Annotated in this window: 16 protein-coding genes; 10 read left to right on the top strand and 6 right to left on the bottom strand. The window is 39.0% G+C overall.

The annotated features are described in order from the left end of the window. Positions 1-89 precede the first annotated feature (89 nt). Positions 90-1,130: a formylglycine-generating enzyme family protein gene (locus tag CYAN7822_RS12205; protein ID WP_013322580.1), complete on the top strand. Its 1,041-nt coding sequence runs from the start codon at positions 90-92 to the stop codon at positions 1,128-1,130. Between the two features lie 125 nt (positions 1,131-1,255). On the opposite strand, the gene CYAN7822_RS12200 is transcribed toward CYAN7822_RS12205, so the two are convergent. The 3 genes from CYAN7822_RS12200 to CYAN7822_RS12190 form a co-directional block, all read right to left on the bottom strand. After that, entirely contained in the window at positions 1,256-1,609 is a 354-nt protein-coding gene (locus CYAN7822_RS12200) for a phenylpyruvate tautomerase MIF-related protein (RefSeq protein WP_013322579.1), read from the bottom strand. A gap of 44 nt (positions 1,610-1,653) precedes the next feature. Beyond that, a complete protein-coding gene (locus CYAN7822_RS12195) occupies positions 1,654-2,136 on the bottom strand; it encodes a flavin reductase family protein (RefSeq protein WP_013322578.1) in 483 nt (160 codons plus the stop codon). A gap of 101 nt (positions 2,137-2,237) precedes the next feature. Continuing rightward, positions 2,238-2,636, bottom strand: a complete 399-nt coding sequence (locus tag CYAN7822_RS12190) for a zf-TFIIB domain-containing protein (protein ID WP_013322577.1) — start codon at positions 2,634-2,636, stop codon at positions 2,238-2,240. A gap of 204 nt (positions 2,637-2,840) precedes the next feature. On the opposite strand from CYAN7822_RS12190, the gene coaE reads away from it, so the two are divergent. Beyond that, on the top strand, positions 2,841-3,440 hold the full coding sequence (gene coaE / locus CYAN7822_RS12185) for a dephospho-CoA kinase (RefSeq protein ID WP_013322576.1): 600 nt from the start codon (positions 2,841-2,843) through the stop codon (positions 3,438-3,440). 47 nt (positions 3,441-3,487) lie between these two features. Here coaE and CYAN7822_RS12180 read toward each other — a convergent pair whose 3' ends face one another. The 3 genes from CYAN7822_RS12180 to CYAN7822_RS12170 all read right to left on the bottom strand — a co-directional run bounded on the left by CYAN7822_RS12180 (position 3,488) and on the right by CYAN7822_RS12170 (position 7,262). After that, complete coding sequence (locus tag CYAN7822_RS12180; RefSeq protein ID WP_013322575.1) at positions 3,488-4,396, bottom strand: sensor domain-containing diguanylate cyclase; 909 nt, start codon at positions 4,394-4,396, stop codon at positions 3,488-3,490. A 223-nt stretch (positions 4,397-4,619) separates the two neighbouring features. Next, entirely contained in the window at positions 4,620-5,492 is an 873-nt protein-coding gene (locus CYAN7822_RS12175) for an MBL fold metallo-hydrolase (protein WP_013322574.1), read from the bottom strand. Positions 5,493-5,567: 75 nt separating this feature from the next. Continuing rightward, the gene (locus CYAN7822_RS12170; RefSeq protein WP_041933682.1) at positions 5,568-7,262 is read right to left on the bottom strand and encodes a potassium channel family protein; all 1,695 of its coding nucleotides are present in this window, start codon (positions 7,260-7,262) and stop codon (positions 5,568-5,570) included. A 505-nt stretch (positions 7,263-7,767) separates the two neighbouring features. On the opposite strand from CYAN7822_RS12170, the gene CYAN7822_RS34550 reads away from it, so the two are divergent. The 8 genes from CYAN7822_RS34550 (at position 7,768) to CYAN7822_RS12125 (ending at position 16,932) form a co-directional block, all read left to right on the top strand. Further along, entirely contained in the window at positions 7,768-10,410 is a 2,643-nt protein-coding gene (locus tag CYAN7822_RS34550) for a M10 family metallopeptidase (protein WP_013322572.1), read from the top strand. A 600-nt stretch (positions 10,411-11,010) separates the two neighbouring features. Then, complete coding sequence (locus CYAN7822_RS12155) at positions 11,011-12,639, top strand: C2 family cysteine protease (RefSeq protein ID WP_013322571.1); 1,629 nt, start codon at positions 11,011-11,013, stop codon at positions 12,637-12,639. Between the two features lie 138 nt (positions 12,640-12,777). After that, positions 12,778-13,182: a metal-sensing transcriptional repressor gene (locus CYAN7822_RS12150; protein WP_013322570.1), complete on the top strand. Its 405-nt coding sequence runs from the start codon at positions 12,778-12,780 to the stop codon at positions 13,180-13,182. A gap of 116 nt (positions 13,183-13,298) precedes the next feature. Next, entirely contained in the window at positions 13,299-13,481 is a 183-nt protein-coding gene (gene rpsU, locus CYAN7822_RS12145) for a 30S ribosomal protein S21 (protein ID WP_013322569.1), read from the top strand. 157 nt (positions 13,482-13,638) lie between these two features. Then, the gene (gene pgm, locus CYAN7822_RS12140; protein ID WP_013322568.1) at positions 13,639-15,300 is read left to right on the top strand and encodes a phosphoglucomutase (alpha-D-glucose-1,6-bisphosphate-dependent); all 1,662 of its coding nucleotides are present in this window, start codon (positions 13,639-13,641) and stop codon (positions 15,298-15,300) included. A 282-nt stretch (positions 15,301-15,582) separates the two neighbouring features. Then, a complete protein-coding gene (locus tag CYAN7822_RS12135) occupies positions 15,583-16,221 on the top strand; it encodes a T4SS efffector SepA family protein (protein ID WP_013322567.1) in 639 nt (212 codons plus the stop codon). A 28-nt stretch (positions 16,222-16,249) separates the two neighbouring features. Continuing rightward, positions 16,250-16,570 carry a hypothetical protein gene (locus CYAN7822_RS12130; protein ID WP_013322566.1) on the top strand — a complete coding sequence of 107 codons (321 nt, stop codon included), beginning with the start codon at positions 16,250-16,252 and terminating at the stop codon, positions 16,568-16,570. Next, positions 16,567-16,932 carry a hypothetical protein gene (locus CYAN7822_RS12125; RefSeq protein ID WP_013322565.1) on the top strand — a complete coding sequence of 122 codons (366 nt, stop codon included), beginning with the start codon at positions 16,567-16,569 and terminating at the stop codon, positions 16,930-16,932. Before CYAN7822_RS12130 ends, CYAN7822_RS12125 begins: the two co-directional genes overlap by 4 nt. The last annotated feature ends 4 nt before the right edge of the window (positions 16,933-16,936 follow it).

Here is a 16,936-nt window from a genome sequence, read left to right as displayed (position 1 = left end):
TGTATTCTCCTCCTTTTTCATAAGGGGGGGATCACTCCAAAGAATGATCTTTTAAGTAATCCTCAGTGACCAGAACTATTTAACTCACCATGAAAATCTTTGCTATTAAACGTCTTATTTTCCTATTTTTCTTAGCTTTATTAACTGGGTATCTCTGGGTTGACATAGCAACAGAAGTTAAAGCCGCATCAACCGATAATAGTTGTCCAGATGGGATGGCTTTTATTCGGGGTGGCACTTTTAATATAGGTTCAAATGAATATTACCCTTCAGAACACGCGGCTGAAGATATTACGGTTAGTAGTTTTTGCATCGACAAATATGAAGTGACTAACCAAGAATTTGCGAAATTTGTCGAGGAGACGGGTTATCTTACTGTAGCAGAGCGTCCCCTTTCCCCCGTACAATTTCCCGACTTGCCAGACGAGCAACGAGCGCCAGGTTCGTTAGTTTTTCAGATGCAGGATAAAGATATTATGCAGATAGGTTATTTAAGCTGGTGGAAATGGACACCCGGCGCTAACTGGAAACATCCTTTTGGCCCTGAAAGTGATATTAAAGGAAAAGACAATTATCCTGTGGTTCATGTCGCTTATGAAGACGTTGAAGCTTATGCTAAATGGGCAGGTTTGTCTTTACCCACAGAGGCTCAATGGGAATATGCGGCGCGAGGTGGATTAGATGATAAAACTTATAGTTGGGGCGATCAATATTCGGCTAAGAAGGCTAATACTTGGCAGGGAATTTTCCCTATATTTAATCTTAAAGTAGATGGTTATAAGGGCACTGCCCCTGTGGGTTCTTTTGAACCTAATGGCTATGGATTGTATGATATAACTGGCAATGTTTGGGAATGGACTTCAGACTGGTATCGCATTGGTCATGATAACAAAGCTCATCAAGTTAATCCTACAGGGCCTTCTGTTGAGGAAAGCTTTGATCCCAGAGAACCCGGTATCGCTAAACACGTCATTAAAGGAGGGTCTTATCTCTGTGCCCCTAACTATTGTAGCCGCTATCGTCCTGCCGCTAGAGAATCCCAATCTCCAGATACAGGAACGACTCACATTGGATTTCGATTGATAAAAAATTTAGGTTCTTCAGACCTAAAGACGACCGCTATGCCTTAATCGCATATACGGATTTATTATCGAAGGAAATGTTAGTTGAATAACTTTTTTTAACATTCATCTAATAATTTTTCCTTTCCCCGTTTGATGGGGCGCGGAGGTGGTTCTCCGCATTACCCTAAAGTTTAACCAAAAGTAGAGCCATTCCAACCCCATAAAGCGCCTACTGCATCGGCAAACTCAATATAGGTGCGATTTGCAGGAACACCGAGAGTGCTTTCAATTTCCTGAGAAAAATCTTGACTCATGGCTTTTGTCTGTTCAGGTTTCATTTTACCGATGTTTTTAATTTCAACATAACAAACCGGCTCAAAAGTGCCACCAAAGGTCATTTTAACCCCTGGTTCAAAAGCCGTCATTACATAAGACTCGGGTTTTCCGAAATGTTTTGCTAACTTTGATGAGAGGGTTTTGAGTAACTCTTTAACCACTGTTTCATCGGGTGCGGCTACAGAAGATTGTATTTTAATTAAAGGCATAAACGTTTATTGCTTGATTCTATCATTTTCTAGTTTTTAGTTTATTATCCTCCATATTGCCAACCTGTGCTTTCTAGTAACAGAGGATCTCCCTGACGATGAACACCAGAACCGATCACTTGGGCGACATAAACTGTATGGTCTCCTTGTTCTACTGTCCCTACGACTTTACACTCGATATAACCTAATGAGTCTTTAATGATCGGACAGCCGGTTTCTTGTCCTTCATAAAATTCTACTTCCTCAAATTTGTTACCCACACGTCTTTTAGGTTTAAAAAAGTTGGCGGCTAAGTCTTTTTGCCCGGCTTCTAAAAAACTAATGGCAAATACTTCACTTTTTTTCAACATTTCATGAGAAATTGAATCCCGTCGTACACAATTCACGATTAATGGGGGTTCAAAGGAAGCTTGCATCACCCAACTGACGGTAAACCCGTTTAATTCTTCTCCATCTTTAACCCCACAGATATAGAGTCCGTGTGGGATTTTTCGTAACATGGTTTTTTTGGCTTGTTCGTCTAACACAATTACACCCCTCCTTAAATTATGCGAGAAATTATACGAAGTAGGATGCGTTGCTGATGCACATCCTACCCCTTATGATAACTATCTTTGTGCCAGAGCGGTTAAGGCGATTTATGACGAAAAGCTGAAAGCGTGCGGTTAATGGCTCCGCGAGGTCGGAAATTCTGTTTATAACGTTTAAATTCTCCAGCATCTAACCACACTCCGTGACATTTAGTACATTTTTCATACCAAATTGTATATAGATCAATGTCCAACATTCGCAACATTTTGCCTCTACATTTGGGACATTTAATTTCTTGCAAAACTCGATCAAAGCGGCTATTAACGGCTGGATCACCTAAATCTAATGTTTCAGATCCCTGAATGGCTTTCAGTTTTTCAGCTTCAAGGGAGTCAAACCAGAGTCCCGCGCACTGACGACAGCGATCAATTTCTATATTATCAAATATAAGTGATTCCAAAGTGCTGTTACACTTAGGACAAATTGTTGCTTTCATGATTGACACCTGGGGTTAGATCTTTACTTCTAGCTTATCGAAGATTATAGACTAAAAAGCAAATATTTTTGTTAATAGGTATTAATAACTGATCTAAAAATTATTAAAAAGGATGTATTGTTACATCTATTTTCAGACGATTGAGTTAAGCTAGTCATGACATCTATCTACTAAAATAAGAAAAAGTTATTTAAGGTTAACGAGATGTCAAAGACCCGACGACGTTTAATTGGTTTAACTGGTGGTATCGCCACAGGCAAATCTACGGTTTCCCGCTATTTGGCTGATGCTTATGGACTTCCTATATTAGATGCTGATATTTATGCTCGACAGGCCGTTCAACCCGGTTCGCCGATTTTAGAGACAATTTTGGCTCGCTATGGAAATCAAATTTTGTTAGCCGATGGGTCTCTTAATCGTAAGCTTTTAGGAGAAATTATTTTTAATAATATTGATGAGAAAGTTTGGTTAGAAAATCAGATTCATCCTTATGTTATTTCTTGTTTTGAATCTCAGATTGAACAAAGCACAAGTGATTGTTTAGTTCTGGCTATTCCCTTATTATTTGAAGCTAATCTGACTCATTTAGTGACGGAAATATGGGTGGTTTATTGCTGTATTGACATACAGATTAAACGATTAATGGAGCGAGATCATTTAACTGATGAACAAGCGACTGCCAGAATTAACAATCAGTTACCCATTGAAAAAAAAGTCGCATTAGCTGATGTAGTTTTAGATAATTCTTCGGATTTAAATCACTTATTCCAACAAATTGATCGCGCCATGAGTTTGAGACAATAGGGTTTACCTACCCTGACAATTCAACGTCGCTAAATAGTATATTAGTATTATATCTGGTCTTCACTCAATGAGACTCGATTTCGCCCTAGCATTTTACTTTTATACATTTCCCTGTCTGCCCGTTCTATTAATGATTCTATTGTGTCTTCTTTCTTAGCCATTGTGCCGCCAATCGAGGCAGTAATTCCTACCTTTTTGTCATTAATAATCAGCCAACTTTCTTTAATAAAAGAGCTTATTCTATTGGCAATTATTTTTAAATGTTTTGAATCTATATTGGGAATGATAACCAGAAATTCATCTCCTCCCCATCGAGCTACAATATCCATATTACGTAATATATTAGATAGGGTTTTAGCCGCCATTATTAAAATTTTATCGCCGATATTATGCCCATAGTTATCATTAATTTGTTTGAAGTCATCAAGGTCAATAAAAAGAATTCCAAACGGGATAGAATAAGAGTATAGATGTTCAAATTTATGTTCTAATTCTATGCGAATTAACTTTCGGTTGCCTAGATGAGTTAAGGGATCAAAAAAAAGTTCGCCTTTGATAGACTCAAGCTCTTTTAAAAGTGCCAATTTCGAGGAATTTTCTAAAAATAATTCTACCGCGCCGACAATCACTCCTTGCTCGTCAGTAATAGGGGCAATTCTCACAGATACAGGAACTCGATATCCTTCTTGATGATGTAAATATACATCTAATTCTCGAATTTTTCCATCTCTTAAAGTTTGTACCAGAGGACAACCGATAATACAGAGTTCTCTTCCTTGCTCATCAATATGTCTTAAAATATTATCAGAACATTTAGAACCTAAAACTTGTTCTCGAGTGTAACCTGTTATTCTTTCAGCCGCTTGATTCCAATAGGTGATATTTTTTTTTAAATCTACATAATAAACACCATCGTGAAGATTATCGACTAATTTTTCATAAAAATCTGGAGACATTTCTTGACCTCGCTGCTAATTGTCTTGCCGCCCAAAATTTTAGCTTACACTTTTGGAGTCAGTGTACATACTTAAGATCACAGCCAAGCCTTCCCTGAACTTTCAACAACTCCTGTATATTTTTTGTTGTATCACATTTCAAAGACTTCAGGCTGTTATTGACAACATTCTTATAATAACCTTTAATCAACAGCCGAAATTAGATTGATTTTATGGGGAGGATTTATGGCTTTTCCATCCAATCTATACCATTATCTAACGCTTGTTGCATTTTTTCAGCATTAGCATGATATCGTCTGCCATGTCCCGGTAATACCCACTCAAAGCGGTAAGCTTTTAATTTTTTCGTCGATTTAATTAATTCTGGCCAAGAATACCAACAGACATCCCGAAAACCTGCTAACTGATGGCGAGATTCTGACCAAGCTAAATGATCTCCTGTAAACAAAAATTTGTTATTATAAAGTAATATGGTATGTCCTTTAGTATGCCCAGGAACCGGAATAATTAAACAATCCGAAAGAAAAGCAATGGGTTCAACTCCTGTGAGTTTTATTTCTACATCTTCAGTATCAGTATTAATTTCATCTTGATGTAGAATCCGCTCACAGTTAAAATGTTGATGATACTTGCGATGATCGGCTACATCGTCTCGATGGGTTAAATACAGCCAACGGACTCCTCCCATCGCTTCTAATTGTTTGACTAATGGAGGAGTAAAACGCGGAGAATCCACTAATATATTGCCGTCAGGATGTTGGATTAAATAACTGGCTGCACCATAAGAAGATTCTGAATGGTAGCCGCAGTGATAGATATTGTCTTCTATCGGAATAGGAAAAGTCTGCTGTATGGCTAAAATATCTTTTGGTTTTTCTACTGTACCTATAGAAGCGGTGGGACAGGATAATAAAGCTTGTAGCGCTTGTTGACGTTCTAATTCATTTTCGGGTTGATGATAGACGGCTGACTGTTCATCGATGCGGCTAAATACTGTTTGACTCATCCAGCGACAAGTATCACAGTCAATACAGGTGCTATCGACATAAAAATCTCCGTCGATATTTTGAGAACGTCTTTGTTTTAATTTTGCCATTGTTTTAGCAGTTTTTTATGATCATTTTATCAACAGCAAGACTTATTAAAGCTCATTCCTGAGACATAAAAACATTTACCCTGCCGCTATCATTTCAGTAGAACTGATGCGCCATAACTGATCTAACTTCGTCGCCGGCATAGTCAGATATAACACATCTCCAGGTAATAGATAAGTCTCTAGTAAATTCCAACTGTGAATGGTGTCTTGCTGTCTTTCTAAATATAGAGGCACAAAATCCGTGTCCATGGCCACATTTTTAACGCTTTTTCCACAAAAAGAATGATTAGGGGTAATCATCGTTGCTAAAGCTACCCAGAGTAAATTATCTGTCATGCCATTGCCTAAAATTTTCCCTCCTAAAGCGGCTGCCGCAAAAGAATGGGTCGCCAATTGGGATGGACACAAAACCGTGTCAAATTCAAACACTTGTTGACAAGATTGACCTAATTGAGCATCAGATGTCCGCAAGACTACCAATAATTGAGGCGAAATTCCTTTGGCGGTTAAGGCAATCTCCACATTTACCATATCATCACTGGTAACCACTAAAATAGAGGCAGCTTTGTCAATATTGGCGGCTTTTAGAGTGGCGGGGAGTCTGGCATCTTCTTGAATGACTGGTACACCCAAGGAACGCACAGTATAGATAAAGCGGTTTTGTAAATCCGATTCAATCACCACTACTTCAAGACCTTGATGGTGAAGTTGCCGCACAATTTGCATTCCTATACCCCCAAGTCCGCAGATCACATGGTGATGACGAGTGGGAACTCTAGCCGCATCCCAAAACTGTTTTAAGCGGCTACCTAAAATAAAATCGTTAAGCAAAGCGTAACAAATGCCGATGACACCTGCACCGACAATCATCATAATGGTGGTAAAAAGTTTAATACTATCTGGGGCTGATTCTACTACTTGTTCATTTCCCCCTGTCCCGCTAATCATACCAACGGAAAAATAAAGCGCATCGATTACTGTAATCTTAAAATTCACACTCAGATAAGTAAAGGTGGCTAGGGCGATCATCAGCATTAAGGAAAGACAGACTAAGGCCACTGGACGCACATAATGTTGATATTGCTGCAAATTAGCGATGGCTTTTTGGATTTTTGCTAATAAAGAATGTCGTTTGACTTGGATAGTGGGTTGAGTTCCAACGATGAGATGATCTCCAATTTCAAGCGGTTGTCCTTTAATCACCGCCGAGACTAAATCCATTTCTCCATGAGCCGGCAAATAATAAATTAGCATTCTTGCGGGATTATCCCAGAGTTCACTCAATTTTAGCCCTAGCCAAGGATGATCTTCATCGATCACGATTTCTTGAATGGGCCAGGTTTGATTATACAGTTGTAATTGTCCGATGGCTTTATTCCCCAAGGCGGCAAAAGAAAAGATAGGCGCGGCAAGGCCAGAAACACTCATACTGACATGATCGGGTAAGGTTTGATCCAAGCGTTCTCCCAAAGTCTGATTAAATAAGCGATTAATGATGCGAATACGGGGATTAAGCAGCCGCGCCCCGGTCAAAACCGCTAAATTGACAGCATCATCGCTGCTGGCTAATACAAGAGTATGAGCTTGTTTTATTCCTGCACTGATTAGAGTATTGGCAGAACGTAATTCACCAATAACGATTGAATCAGCATATTCACCGCCGACGGCGCGATCACTAATTCCCGTCACTGCTGCTCCCTGCTGTTTGAGCAAGCAGAAGATCTTGTAGCCCGTCAGACCTAGACCGCAAACAATTATTCTGGGTTTCATGGCAACCATCTTAATGCAGTTACACCACTGCCTACTGTTTAGTAGTGTTCTATTATTATCATTTATGTTGTTTATATCTGTAGCTATTCATACCAGAGTATTTCTTGATACTATTTTTTATTCTATTTTTATCTTTTTATCGCTGATTTTTTAGGAGTTTTTCTCTGTTCTTTGGGCTTGAGTATTTTTGCAGTTTTTTGGCAGAACTTTAGCGTAATTTTACTGATAAAAAATTTAATAATATTATGGAAAAGCCGCTTTAATTTTTAAAAAATTAGTGCTATTACATAAAGGGTTTTTGTAAAATTTACTGATGACTTTTTTGTTCTGGATTTATACTGATAAAAACAGGCAATACTCATTAAAATATAGTAAATACTCGAATTTTTTTCTCGAATTCAAATCCTTAAAATTTAGATAGAATAGAAAAAAATTTGACACTCATCCTTTTTTTTGCTATATTTTCTGTGTTTTTACTGATAAATTCATCGGGTTTTACAGATTTATGTATAATAACTTGCCCAACTTGTTAAATCTAAATGCACTTAGCGACAATCCTTCTCTTGGTCATTTATCCTGCTCTTGTTCCTCCTGTTTAAAACTTAAAAATAAATTAGAATTAGACAGAGAAACATTAAAAAAAGTTGATATAATAAATGTAAATCAGCCATTCTTATCAACTGATAATTTAAATCGGCTTGAAAATCCCAATGACAAAAATAGTTTAAGTAGAGGAAATTTAATCGCAAATGCTACCACTCAGGGAACAATAGGCTCGAGTAGCGTCGTAACAGCAGCAACAGTCGTAAGCGGCTCAGGAGATCCTCAAATTGAAGGCATTCGCTCAAGTTATCAGTGGGGTTTTTCTTGGGGAAGCCGACAATTAACTTACAGCTTTTACAACGATAGTGTATTTGGTGGCTCTTATTATGGTACTGAAACAGGAGTTAAAGAAGTCAGTGAAGGGATAAAAACTAATGTTCGCTCTATATTAAACTGGCTAGAAAATGTCATTGATATTGATTTTGTAGAAGTCGCAGAAAGCCAAAATAACTATGGCCGTATGCGTTTCATGCTATCTAATGACCCCACTTATGCCTATGCTTATTATCCTTCATCAGACGTGATGGACAGTGAGGCGGGTGATGTTCATCTCAACCCAAATTATGACCGCCTAGGAGATACTAACGGTTTCCAAAATCTGGCCGGTAAACATGGGTATATGGCATTGGTGCATGAAATCGGACATGCTTTAGGCTTAAAACATCCTTTTGATGATAGCCCAAATTTACCGCCACAAGAAGATAACACCACCAATACGGTGATGACCTACAATTTCACAGGCAACTCGGCAGGCACATACATGGGGTTTGATATTAAAGCTCTACAGTATATGTATGGTGCTAAAGCCTACAACACTACTGATACTATTTATAAATTTACTACCAAAGTTGATCAGTTTTCTGTGGGGGGTCAACTATCTTTAAATACTTCATATTCAACTAAACAATTAATCTGGGATAGTGGCGGCAAAGATACTTTAGACTTTTTCAGTTTAGCGGCTAATAGTACAGGGTATCGCTTTGATTTAAATCCCGGTGGCATTTTAACGACTCAAAGTGCCTATAATGGAACCTCCTATACGGTAAATGGAACAACCTACAAAACCACAACTTTTGGCACAGAAATTGCCTACAATGTTTTGATCGAAAACCTGATCAATTCCAGCAGTAACGATGAGGTCTTTGCTAATAGTGCGGCTAATACCTTTGCCGGTTACAGTTCCACTCGTAAGACGGGTAACGATGTTTACTGGAATACCACTTCAGCAGATATTTTAGACTTATCTTCTTACAATCTGGGGGCGGTTACTCAAACTCAAAGCAGTAATGATCTCGTGTTGGGTTTGGGGACTAACGGAAAGATTACCGTAAAAAACTATTATCAAGGTAATCCTATCAGTCTTCTGTTCAAAGGCACGGTTAGTGCATCTATTAGCGATGTTACTCTCACAGAAGGCAATAGCGGCATCCAACAAGCTGTATTTACCGTTAGCTTATCGGGTCCTAGCAGCCAGACAATCAGCCTTAACTATAGTACCGCAGACGACACCGCAACCGCAGGCAGCGACTATAGTGCTATCTCTAATGGGTTACTGACCTTTGCTGCGGGTGAAACCTCCAAAACCATTGCGGTTGATGTTATGGGAGATTTTAATTATGAAGCGGATGAAACTTTTAAAGTTAATTTAAGCAATCCTAGTAATAGTAATGTGATTCTCTCAAAAGCTCAGGGATTAGGAACCATTAATAATGATGATACTCCACTGCCCAATGTTTTGATTAATGATGTGACGGTTGATGAAGGGAATAATGCTGTTTTAACCGTTAGTCTCTCATCAGTCAGCAATCAGACTGTAACCGTTAATTATGCTACGGCCGATGGCACCGCGATCGCTCTTAAAGATTATAATACTGCTACAGGAACCCTTACCTTTAACCCTGGGGAAACCAGTAAAAACATCAGTATCAGCACCATTAACGACACGATTTATGAACCGAGTGCCGAGACTTTTTCGCTTAACTTAACTAATGCTCAAAATGCTGTTATCAGTGATAGTCAGGGAATTGTTACCCTCGCGCCTAGTGATACTGAACCGGTAATTTCTATCAATAACGTTACCCTCGAAGAAGGTTCTAGCACCACAGCTAACGCCACTAAGACCCTTAAGTTTACGGTAAGTCTTTCTAATGCCAGTAGTCAAAGCATTAGCGTTCAATATGCTACAGCCGATGGTACAGCCGTTGCCGGCTCAGATTATATCACTAGAAAGGGAACTGTGACCTTTAATGCAGGACAAACTATTCAAACCTTCAGTGTGCCAATTTATACTGACACCGTAGTTGAAGAGGATGAATACTTTTTTGCTAATTTAAGTAATCCTACCAATGCGACTCTCAGTGTCAGTCAAGGCAAGGCTACCATTACAAATGATGACCTGACCACTACTGCCAGCAAACCTAGTGCAAATCTTGCTTTGAGTCATGCTCTGCTGGGTAGTTCATCTACATTAACATCGAGCATCCCTGAAGATTTGTTAAGTAGCCAATTGCAACCGATGTTTGCGGCAAGCTCTGGACATTTCTGAGTAGATCATCAAGAGTCGATCATCCAGGTTATACGGTGAGTATTCGCCTTGAAAATGGCAATTTACCTGAAATTGTCAATTATATTCATGTCAAGCTACTTAAGAGACGCTAAGGCTTTGGCTATCTGCCAAAGAAGTTTCGGCTTTGCGAAACTTTACTGGGTTTGCTTGGTCGTCATTAATGTTAAGTTTTGTAAACTTTTTGCTCTCCGCCTCAGTGAATATTCTTATTATATGATAGTATATATATGTAACATCTCCGAGATTCAAACTAGACTTAGTAATCATCTTCGAGGAGATTTCCTTATCGTTAAGTTCAACTATTAATCAATAATCAAATTGATAAAAAACTCTATTGATATCCATCTGATGACATAAGCCTAAATTGTAACAATATAGTTAATCATTTCTTAAGTAATCTGTAGGGAAACACTTTTCACTGAATACCTTACAGGACATTCAGGAATCAGGTTTTAGCGAATATCCTAAGCATCGCTACGACCAATATTAATGTGCTTAAGTTTTTTTACTTCTATTATTTCGCTCAAATCTCGAGGGACGCAGAATCTTAATTATAACTTCAACTTTAGCGTTATATATATGATAAGTCCTGAACTATATCCTGTCAAGCCACTGGAAGAAAAATTTGCCGACAGTTCATTATTAAAGACGAATAGTGCCTATGTTGGGTCTATTTCAGATGGGTTGTTATCCTCTAAGCATGAGCTTGCTTTGGGATCAGGTTCGGAAACAGAGTTTGTTAATCATCAAGCCGCCAGGCTCTCTCTTGGTCGTTCTTGGGTTAATAATTCTACATTAACTCCTATATTTAATACTCCCTTAGACTTTGCTGGTAACAGTTTGGAGACAGCCAGAGACATTACTGTTAATGCTGTATCACAAATTTATACGGACTGGGCGGGTTATACAGATCCTAATGATTATTATCGCTTTTTTGTCAGTGATCGAGGCAACTTTAACTTAAGCCTGAATGGAATGAGCAACGATGGGGATGTGCAATTGCTCAATAGTGCCGGTGCTGTCATAGCGGTTTCTCAGGCAGAAAGTCAATTATCAGAAAGGATTTCTACGCCATTAGAGGCAGGGACTTATTATATTCGGGTTTATCCCTACAATGGAGAAACCTATTATAATCTACAAGTATCATTAGATTCTAATCAGTGGTACGATCAAACTCTGGGAGACTCTCAACTGCTCAGTTTGACTCGTTCTTTAGCCAGTGATGGCAACTTAAGTCGTAATGACATGATTTCGATTTTGCGTAATAGCGAAGATGGCAATGTGATAGACGCTACTGAATTAAAGGATTTAAGAACCATCCTCAACAATCACAGCCGCTTTAATATGGAAGGTTATGTCGTTAATCTGGCCAATAAAATTGTCAATGGGAACCTAGCCAATATTAATGCTGGATTTGGGAACTTATACGCGGGTAGCAGTGGATTTGTCATGGAAAACTTGATTGGTAAATGGTTTTTAGGCAATGATCGCCCAGATGTAACCAGTGAGGGTTTGAGCTACCAATATACCAGTGGTTCTCTGTTCCAAAACAATATTAATGCCAATGATATTAGACAAGGGTTGGTAGGAGATTGTTATTATTTATCCTCTTTATCCTCCATTGCCCAAGAAAAGCCTTCTAATATTCAAGATATGTTTATCGACAATGGTGATAATACCTTCACCGTTCGCTTCTTTAACAATGGAGTCGCGGATTATGTGACAGTAGATCGCTATTTACCCACTAATCAGTATGGCTATGTAGTCTATGCGGGTTTGGGCAATCTTTATAATAATCCAGCTAATGAATTATGGGTATCTCTAGCTGAAAAAGCTTATGCACAATTGGCACAAGAAGAAGGTTGGTCTCGTCCGGGTATGGCCGAAAATTCCTATGCCGCTATAGAAGGGGGATGGATGGATGCCGCCATTCAAGAAATTACCGGCTTGACGACCACTTCTACAGACGTTAATTCCATGACTCAAAGTGATCTGATCAATCTGGTTAACTCTAATCAGATTTTAACGGCTGGATTTATCTATGGTAGCGGATATGGGGTGATTAACGATCATGCTTATACCATTACTGGATACGACGCACTGACCGGCAGATTTCATTTACGCAATCCTTGGGGATTCTATCATGCCGCTCTCAGTTGGCAAGAACTCTTAGATCTCAACACCATTATTCAATACTCTAATGTGTAACGTAGCTTAATCATTTAATTCTCAAAAATATTCAGTGTAATTGAGAAAACAAACAATTTGGGCAATCCTTGTCATTGCCCGACTTTTCTATGTCAAACTAGAATCAGCAGAAAAACTGCCCATATTTATCAGGTGCTAATGGAAGTTAAACCGAAGCGCGATCGCCTAGTCGATCCCAATCAACCCCCAAAACCAACATCAGTCCATCAATCCCTTCATGAAGACCATTCCCATACTCATGAATCCAGTGTCACGCCTCATGTTCACAGTCATGTTCATAGTGAAGAGTCTTTGCGTCATATTATCAACCGACTCTCCCGTATAGAGGGACATATCCGAGGCGTAAAAACGATGGTACAAGAAAGCCGCCCCTGTCCTGAAGTTTTAGTGCAAATAGCCGCCGTTCGGGGAGCCATCGATCGAGTAGCCCGCTTAATTTTAGATGAGCATTTAAGCGAATGTATTGCCCGTGCTGCCGAAGAAGGCAATATAGATGTTGAAATAGAACAACTCAAAGCGGCTTTAGACCGATTTCTTCCTTGAAATCCCCGACACGGTTTGTCCCCATCCAAATATATGATAAATATAGAGACTTATGGCTGAAGATTAGTCAAAAAAATTACTTATTTTATTATCATAGGAGGTGAATAAAGTCAACAATGACCCAAGTCGTCGTCGGTCAAAATGAAGCAATCGAGTCAGCATTACGTCGGTTCAAGCGCCAGGTGGCCAAAGCCGGAATTTATGCAGATATCAAAAAACATCAGTTCTTTGAAACTCCCCAAGAAAAGCATAAGCGCAAAGCCATAGCACGTAGACGGCAACGCTCACGCCGTAGATAATTAAGGAGTAGGGAGTAGGGAATAGGGAATAAACAATAGAGAACTAATGACCTATGACCACTCACTCCCGACTACTGATGATAACTGACTGAAGCTGAATGTCTCTAAGGCAGATTCTACGGTATTCTGGACACAATAGTATAATTAACTAAATCTCATGGCAACCGTAGAAGAAAAAATGAAATCCCTTGCCGGACAAAGCGCCCCCGCCGAGATTTTAATCAATCTTGAGCAACTGCTCCAACAATACTATAGTGTTCATCCCGATCCCGAAAATTCTCTACAAAAAGTTAGTTTTGGGACATCCGGACACCGAGGATCATCAAGCAACGGAACATTTAACGAAGACCATATCTTAGCCGTTACTCAAGCTGTGGCTGAATATCGTAAAACCGCCGGCATTAATGGACCTCTTTATATGGGAATGGATAGTCATGGCCTATCCGAACCCGCCCAAAAAACGGCTCTAGAAGTCCTAGCCGCCAATGAAGTAGAAACCTTTATCGCTTGGGATGAAGGCTATGGCAAATACACCCCAACCCCGGCGGTATCTCATGCTATTCTCACTTACAATCGAGGAAAAACAGAAGGATTAGCCGATGGAATTATTATCACCCCTTCTCATAACCCGCCGGCTGATGGAGGGTTTAAATATAACCCGCCTTCCGGGGGGCCGGCTGAACCGGAAATTACCAAATGGATTCAACAGCGAGCTAATGAACTATTAGCCAACAAGCTTCAAGGAGTCAAACGCATTGACTATAAAGCCGCTCTTGAAGCGTCGACAACCCATTACTTTGACTTTATTACCCCCTACGTCAACGACTTAGAAAATATTGTAGACCTTGAGATTATTCGCGCCTCGGGTATCCGTATTGGTGCAGATCCCTTGGGAGGTTCCAATATTGGCTATTGGGAACCCATCGCCGAACGTTACGGCTTAAATATTACAGTAGTTAATAAGACTGTAGATCCCACGTTTAAGTTTATGACCCTCGACTGGGATGGTAAAATCCGCATGGATTGTTCCTCACCATTCGCGATGGCGAATTTAGTCAAACTTAAAGACCAATATGATATCGCTTTTGGTAATGATACCGACTCGGACCGTCACGGAATTGTTACCCCTAGTGTGGGGTTAATGAACCCTAATCATTTCCTAGCGGTGGCTATTTGGTATTTATTCACCCATCGAAAAGATTGGTCCCCTAACAGCGCTATCGGTAAAACGTTGGTCAGTAGTAGCATTATTGATCGCGTTGCTAAGGAGATTGGACGACAATTGTGTGAAGTGCCGGTTGGCTTTAAATGGTTTGTAGACGGACTATTAAATGGTTCGTTAGGGTTTGGCGGAGAAGAAAGTGCCGGAGCTTCTTTTTTACGTAAAGATGGAACCGTTTGGACCACCGATAAAGATGGAATTATCATGGATTTATTAGCGGCAGAAATTACTGCCCGCACCGGTAAAGATCCTGGCTTACATTATCAAGATTTAACCGCCCGTTTAGGACAATCTTTTTATAATCGGATCGATTCTCCGGCTACCCCTGAACAAAAAGCCCGTTTAGGAAAATTATCCCCCAATGATGTCAAAGCCTCTTCTATGGCCGGTGAGTCAATTATTGCTAAACTCACGAATGCACCCGGCAATGATGCGCCCATTGGCGGGCTAAAAGTGGTCACGGAAAATGGTTGGTTTGCGGCTCGTCCTTCGGGTACAGAGAATGTTTATAAGGTTTACGCTGAGAGTTTAAAGAGTAAGGAACATCTAGAACAAATTATTACAGAAGCTCAACAGATTGTTTCAGATGCTCTCTAAATTGTAGTCGGGTCGGGTGGGCATTGCTCACCCTTGAAATTCCCTTGAATTGTAGTTTTAATTAAGTGACTCTCATCGCCTCTAGGTAAAAACTGTATAATAAGCTACAATATTTCGGTTGGTGAGTTACAGCATACATCAAAACTTATAGGTTTCTCATAAAAAACAGTCTTTAGTCTAACCAACTCTGGGATTTAATAGTTGGTTAGCTTTTCATGTTATTGACTTCTTTGATGTAACTATGTTACATTGTAACAAGTAAAATAAGCAATTAATAAGCAAATGAGCAAAGAAAGCAGAGTGATCAGAATATCTGAATCAATTTTTACTCGTCTACAAAGCCATGCAGAACCATTAGTTGATACTCCCGCAACAGTTATAGAAAAATTATTAGATTATTATGAAGAATTTAAAAAAAATAATCGGCGGAATAAAGAAATTAATTTAACTCAAGAAAATTCAATAATTAAAAAAATTAATCCTGATTATCCTCCTGATTTAAGATATACAAAACCTAAAAAGATTATTATAGACTGGGACAAAGCCGAAGACTATTATGATGAACATGAAATTGAAAATTGGCATCAAATTGTAGCCATAATTAATCGGATTGCAAGAGAAGAATTCAATTCATTTGAGGCTCTTAAGAAACTAACTGCTTTTCAGATTAAGCCGGGTATATTTACAAATAACGGATTTGTCTATGATAAAAAGTGGGGAGATGAAGATTTTCCATTTTCTATACAAAGAGTAGAAGCAAATAAGGCTTGGTTAGGATCACTAGAAATGGCTAAAAAATTGAATAGAAAAATTGAAATTCATTTTAAATGGTTAGATAATGAAAAAGCCGCTTTCCCTGGAGAAGAAGGAATATTAAGCTGGAGTCCCGATGAGAACTCTCAACCTTTAGCCTGGGAATAACTATTAAACTCAATTTAAAACTTTAAATATGCTCAACACAAACCGCCGAAAAATACCTCATGGAAGTAGAATTCATCCTGAACATTCTTCTTTATCACAAGAAGAAATAGACAGACGTAATATTGAAAGTAAAAATTTTGCTGATCGCTGTCGACTGATTTTTCAGCAAGTCTACCCCCAATTAGTAGATCAGCATAAAGACTGGTTTATTTACATAGAACCAGATAGCGGAGATTATGTGATTGATCCAGAGGAAGAGATATGCTTTCAGAAAATTCGTCAAAAGCATCCTCATGCAAAAATTATGGCAATGCGGCTTAATGAAACAGGAACCTGTGGCAGAATATGATTAATGGTTACTTTGGTAGTGAGGGTGAACTATTTTTTGAAATTGATTTGATCGCTGCTGATGGTTCAATTATTACTGTTGATGCGTTGCTAGATACTGGTTTTACAGATTGGTTAGCGATGAATATTCAAGATGCGGAAAGCTTAAATTGGTCATTTGAAGGGGAAAGAGAGATGAAAACCGCACGAGGTACGGCGAATTTTAATCTTTACAGAGGTAGCATTAGCTTTGAGGGAGAACCATTAAATATACCCGTCTTAGTCGGAGAAGATATTTCTGAGATTTTAATAGGTTTACCTTGGTTGGAAAGATGGCGCTTAGTTGTTGATAAACCAGCAAATTTATTAACTCTAGGAAGTTAGAACT

Source organism: Gloeothece verrucosa PCC 7822, assembly GCF_000147335.1.
Taxonomy (GTDB): Bacteria; Cyanobacteriota; Cyanobacteriia; order Cyanobacteriales; family Microcystaceae; genus Gloeothece; species Gloeothece verrucosa.
The sequence above is the reverse complement of the archived record's forward strand: the minus strand, read 5'-3'. Positions and strand labels throughout refer to the sequence as shown.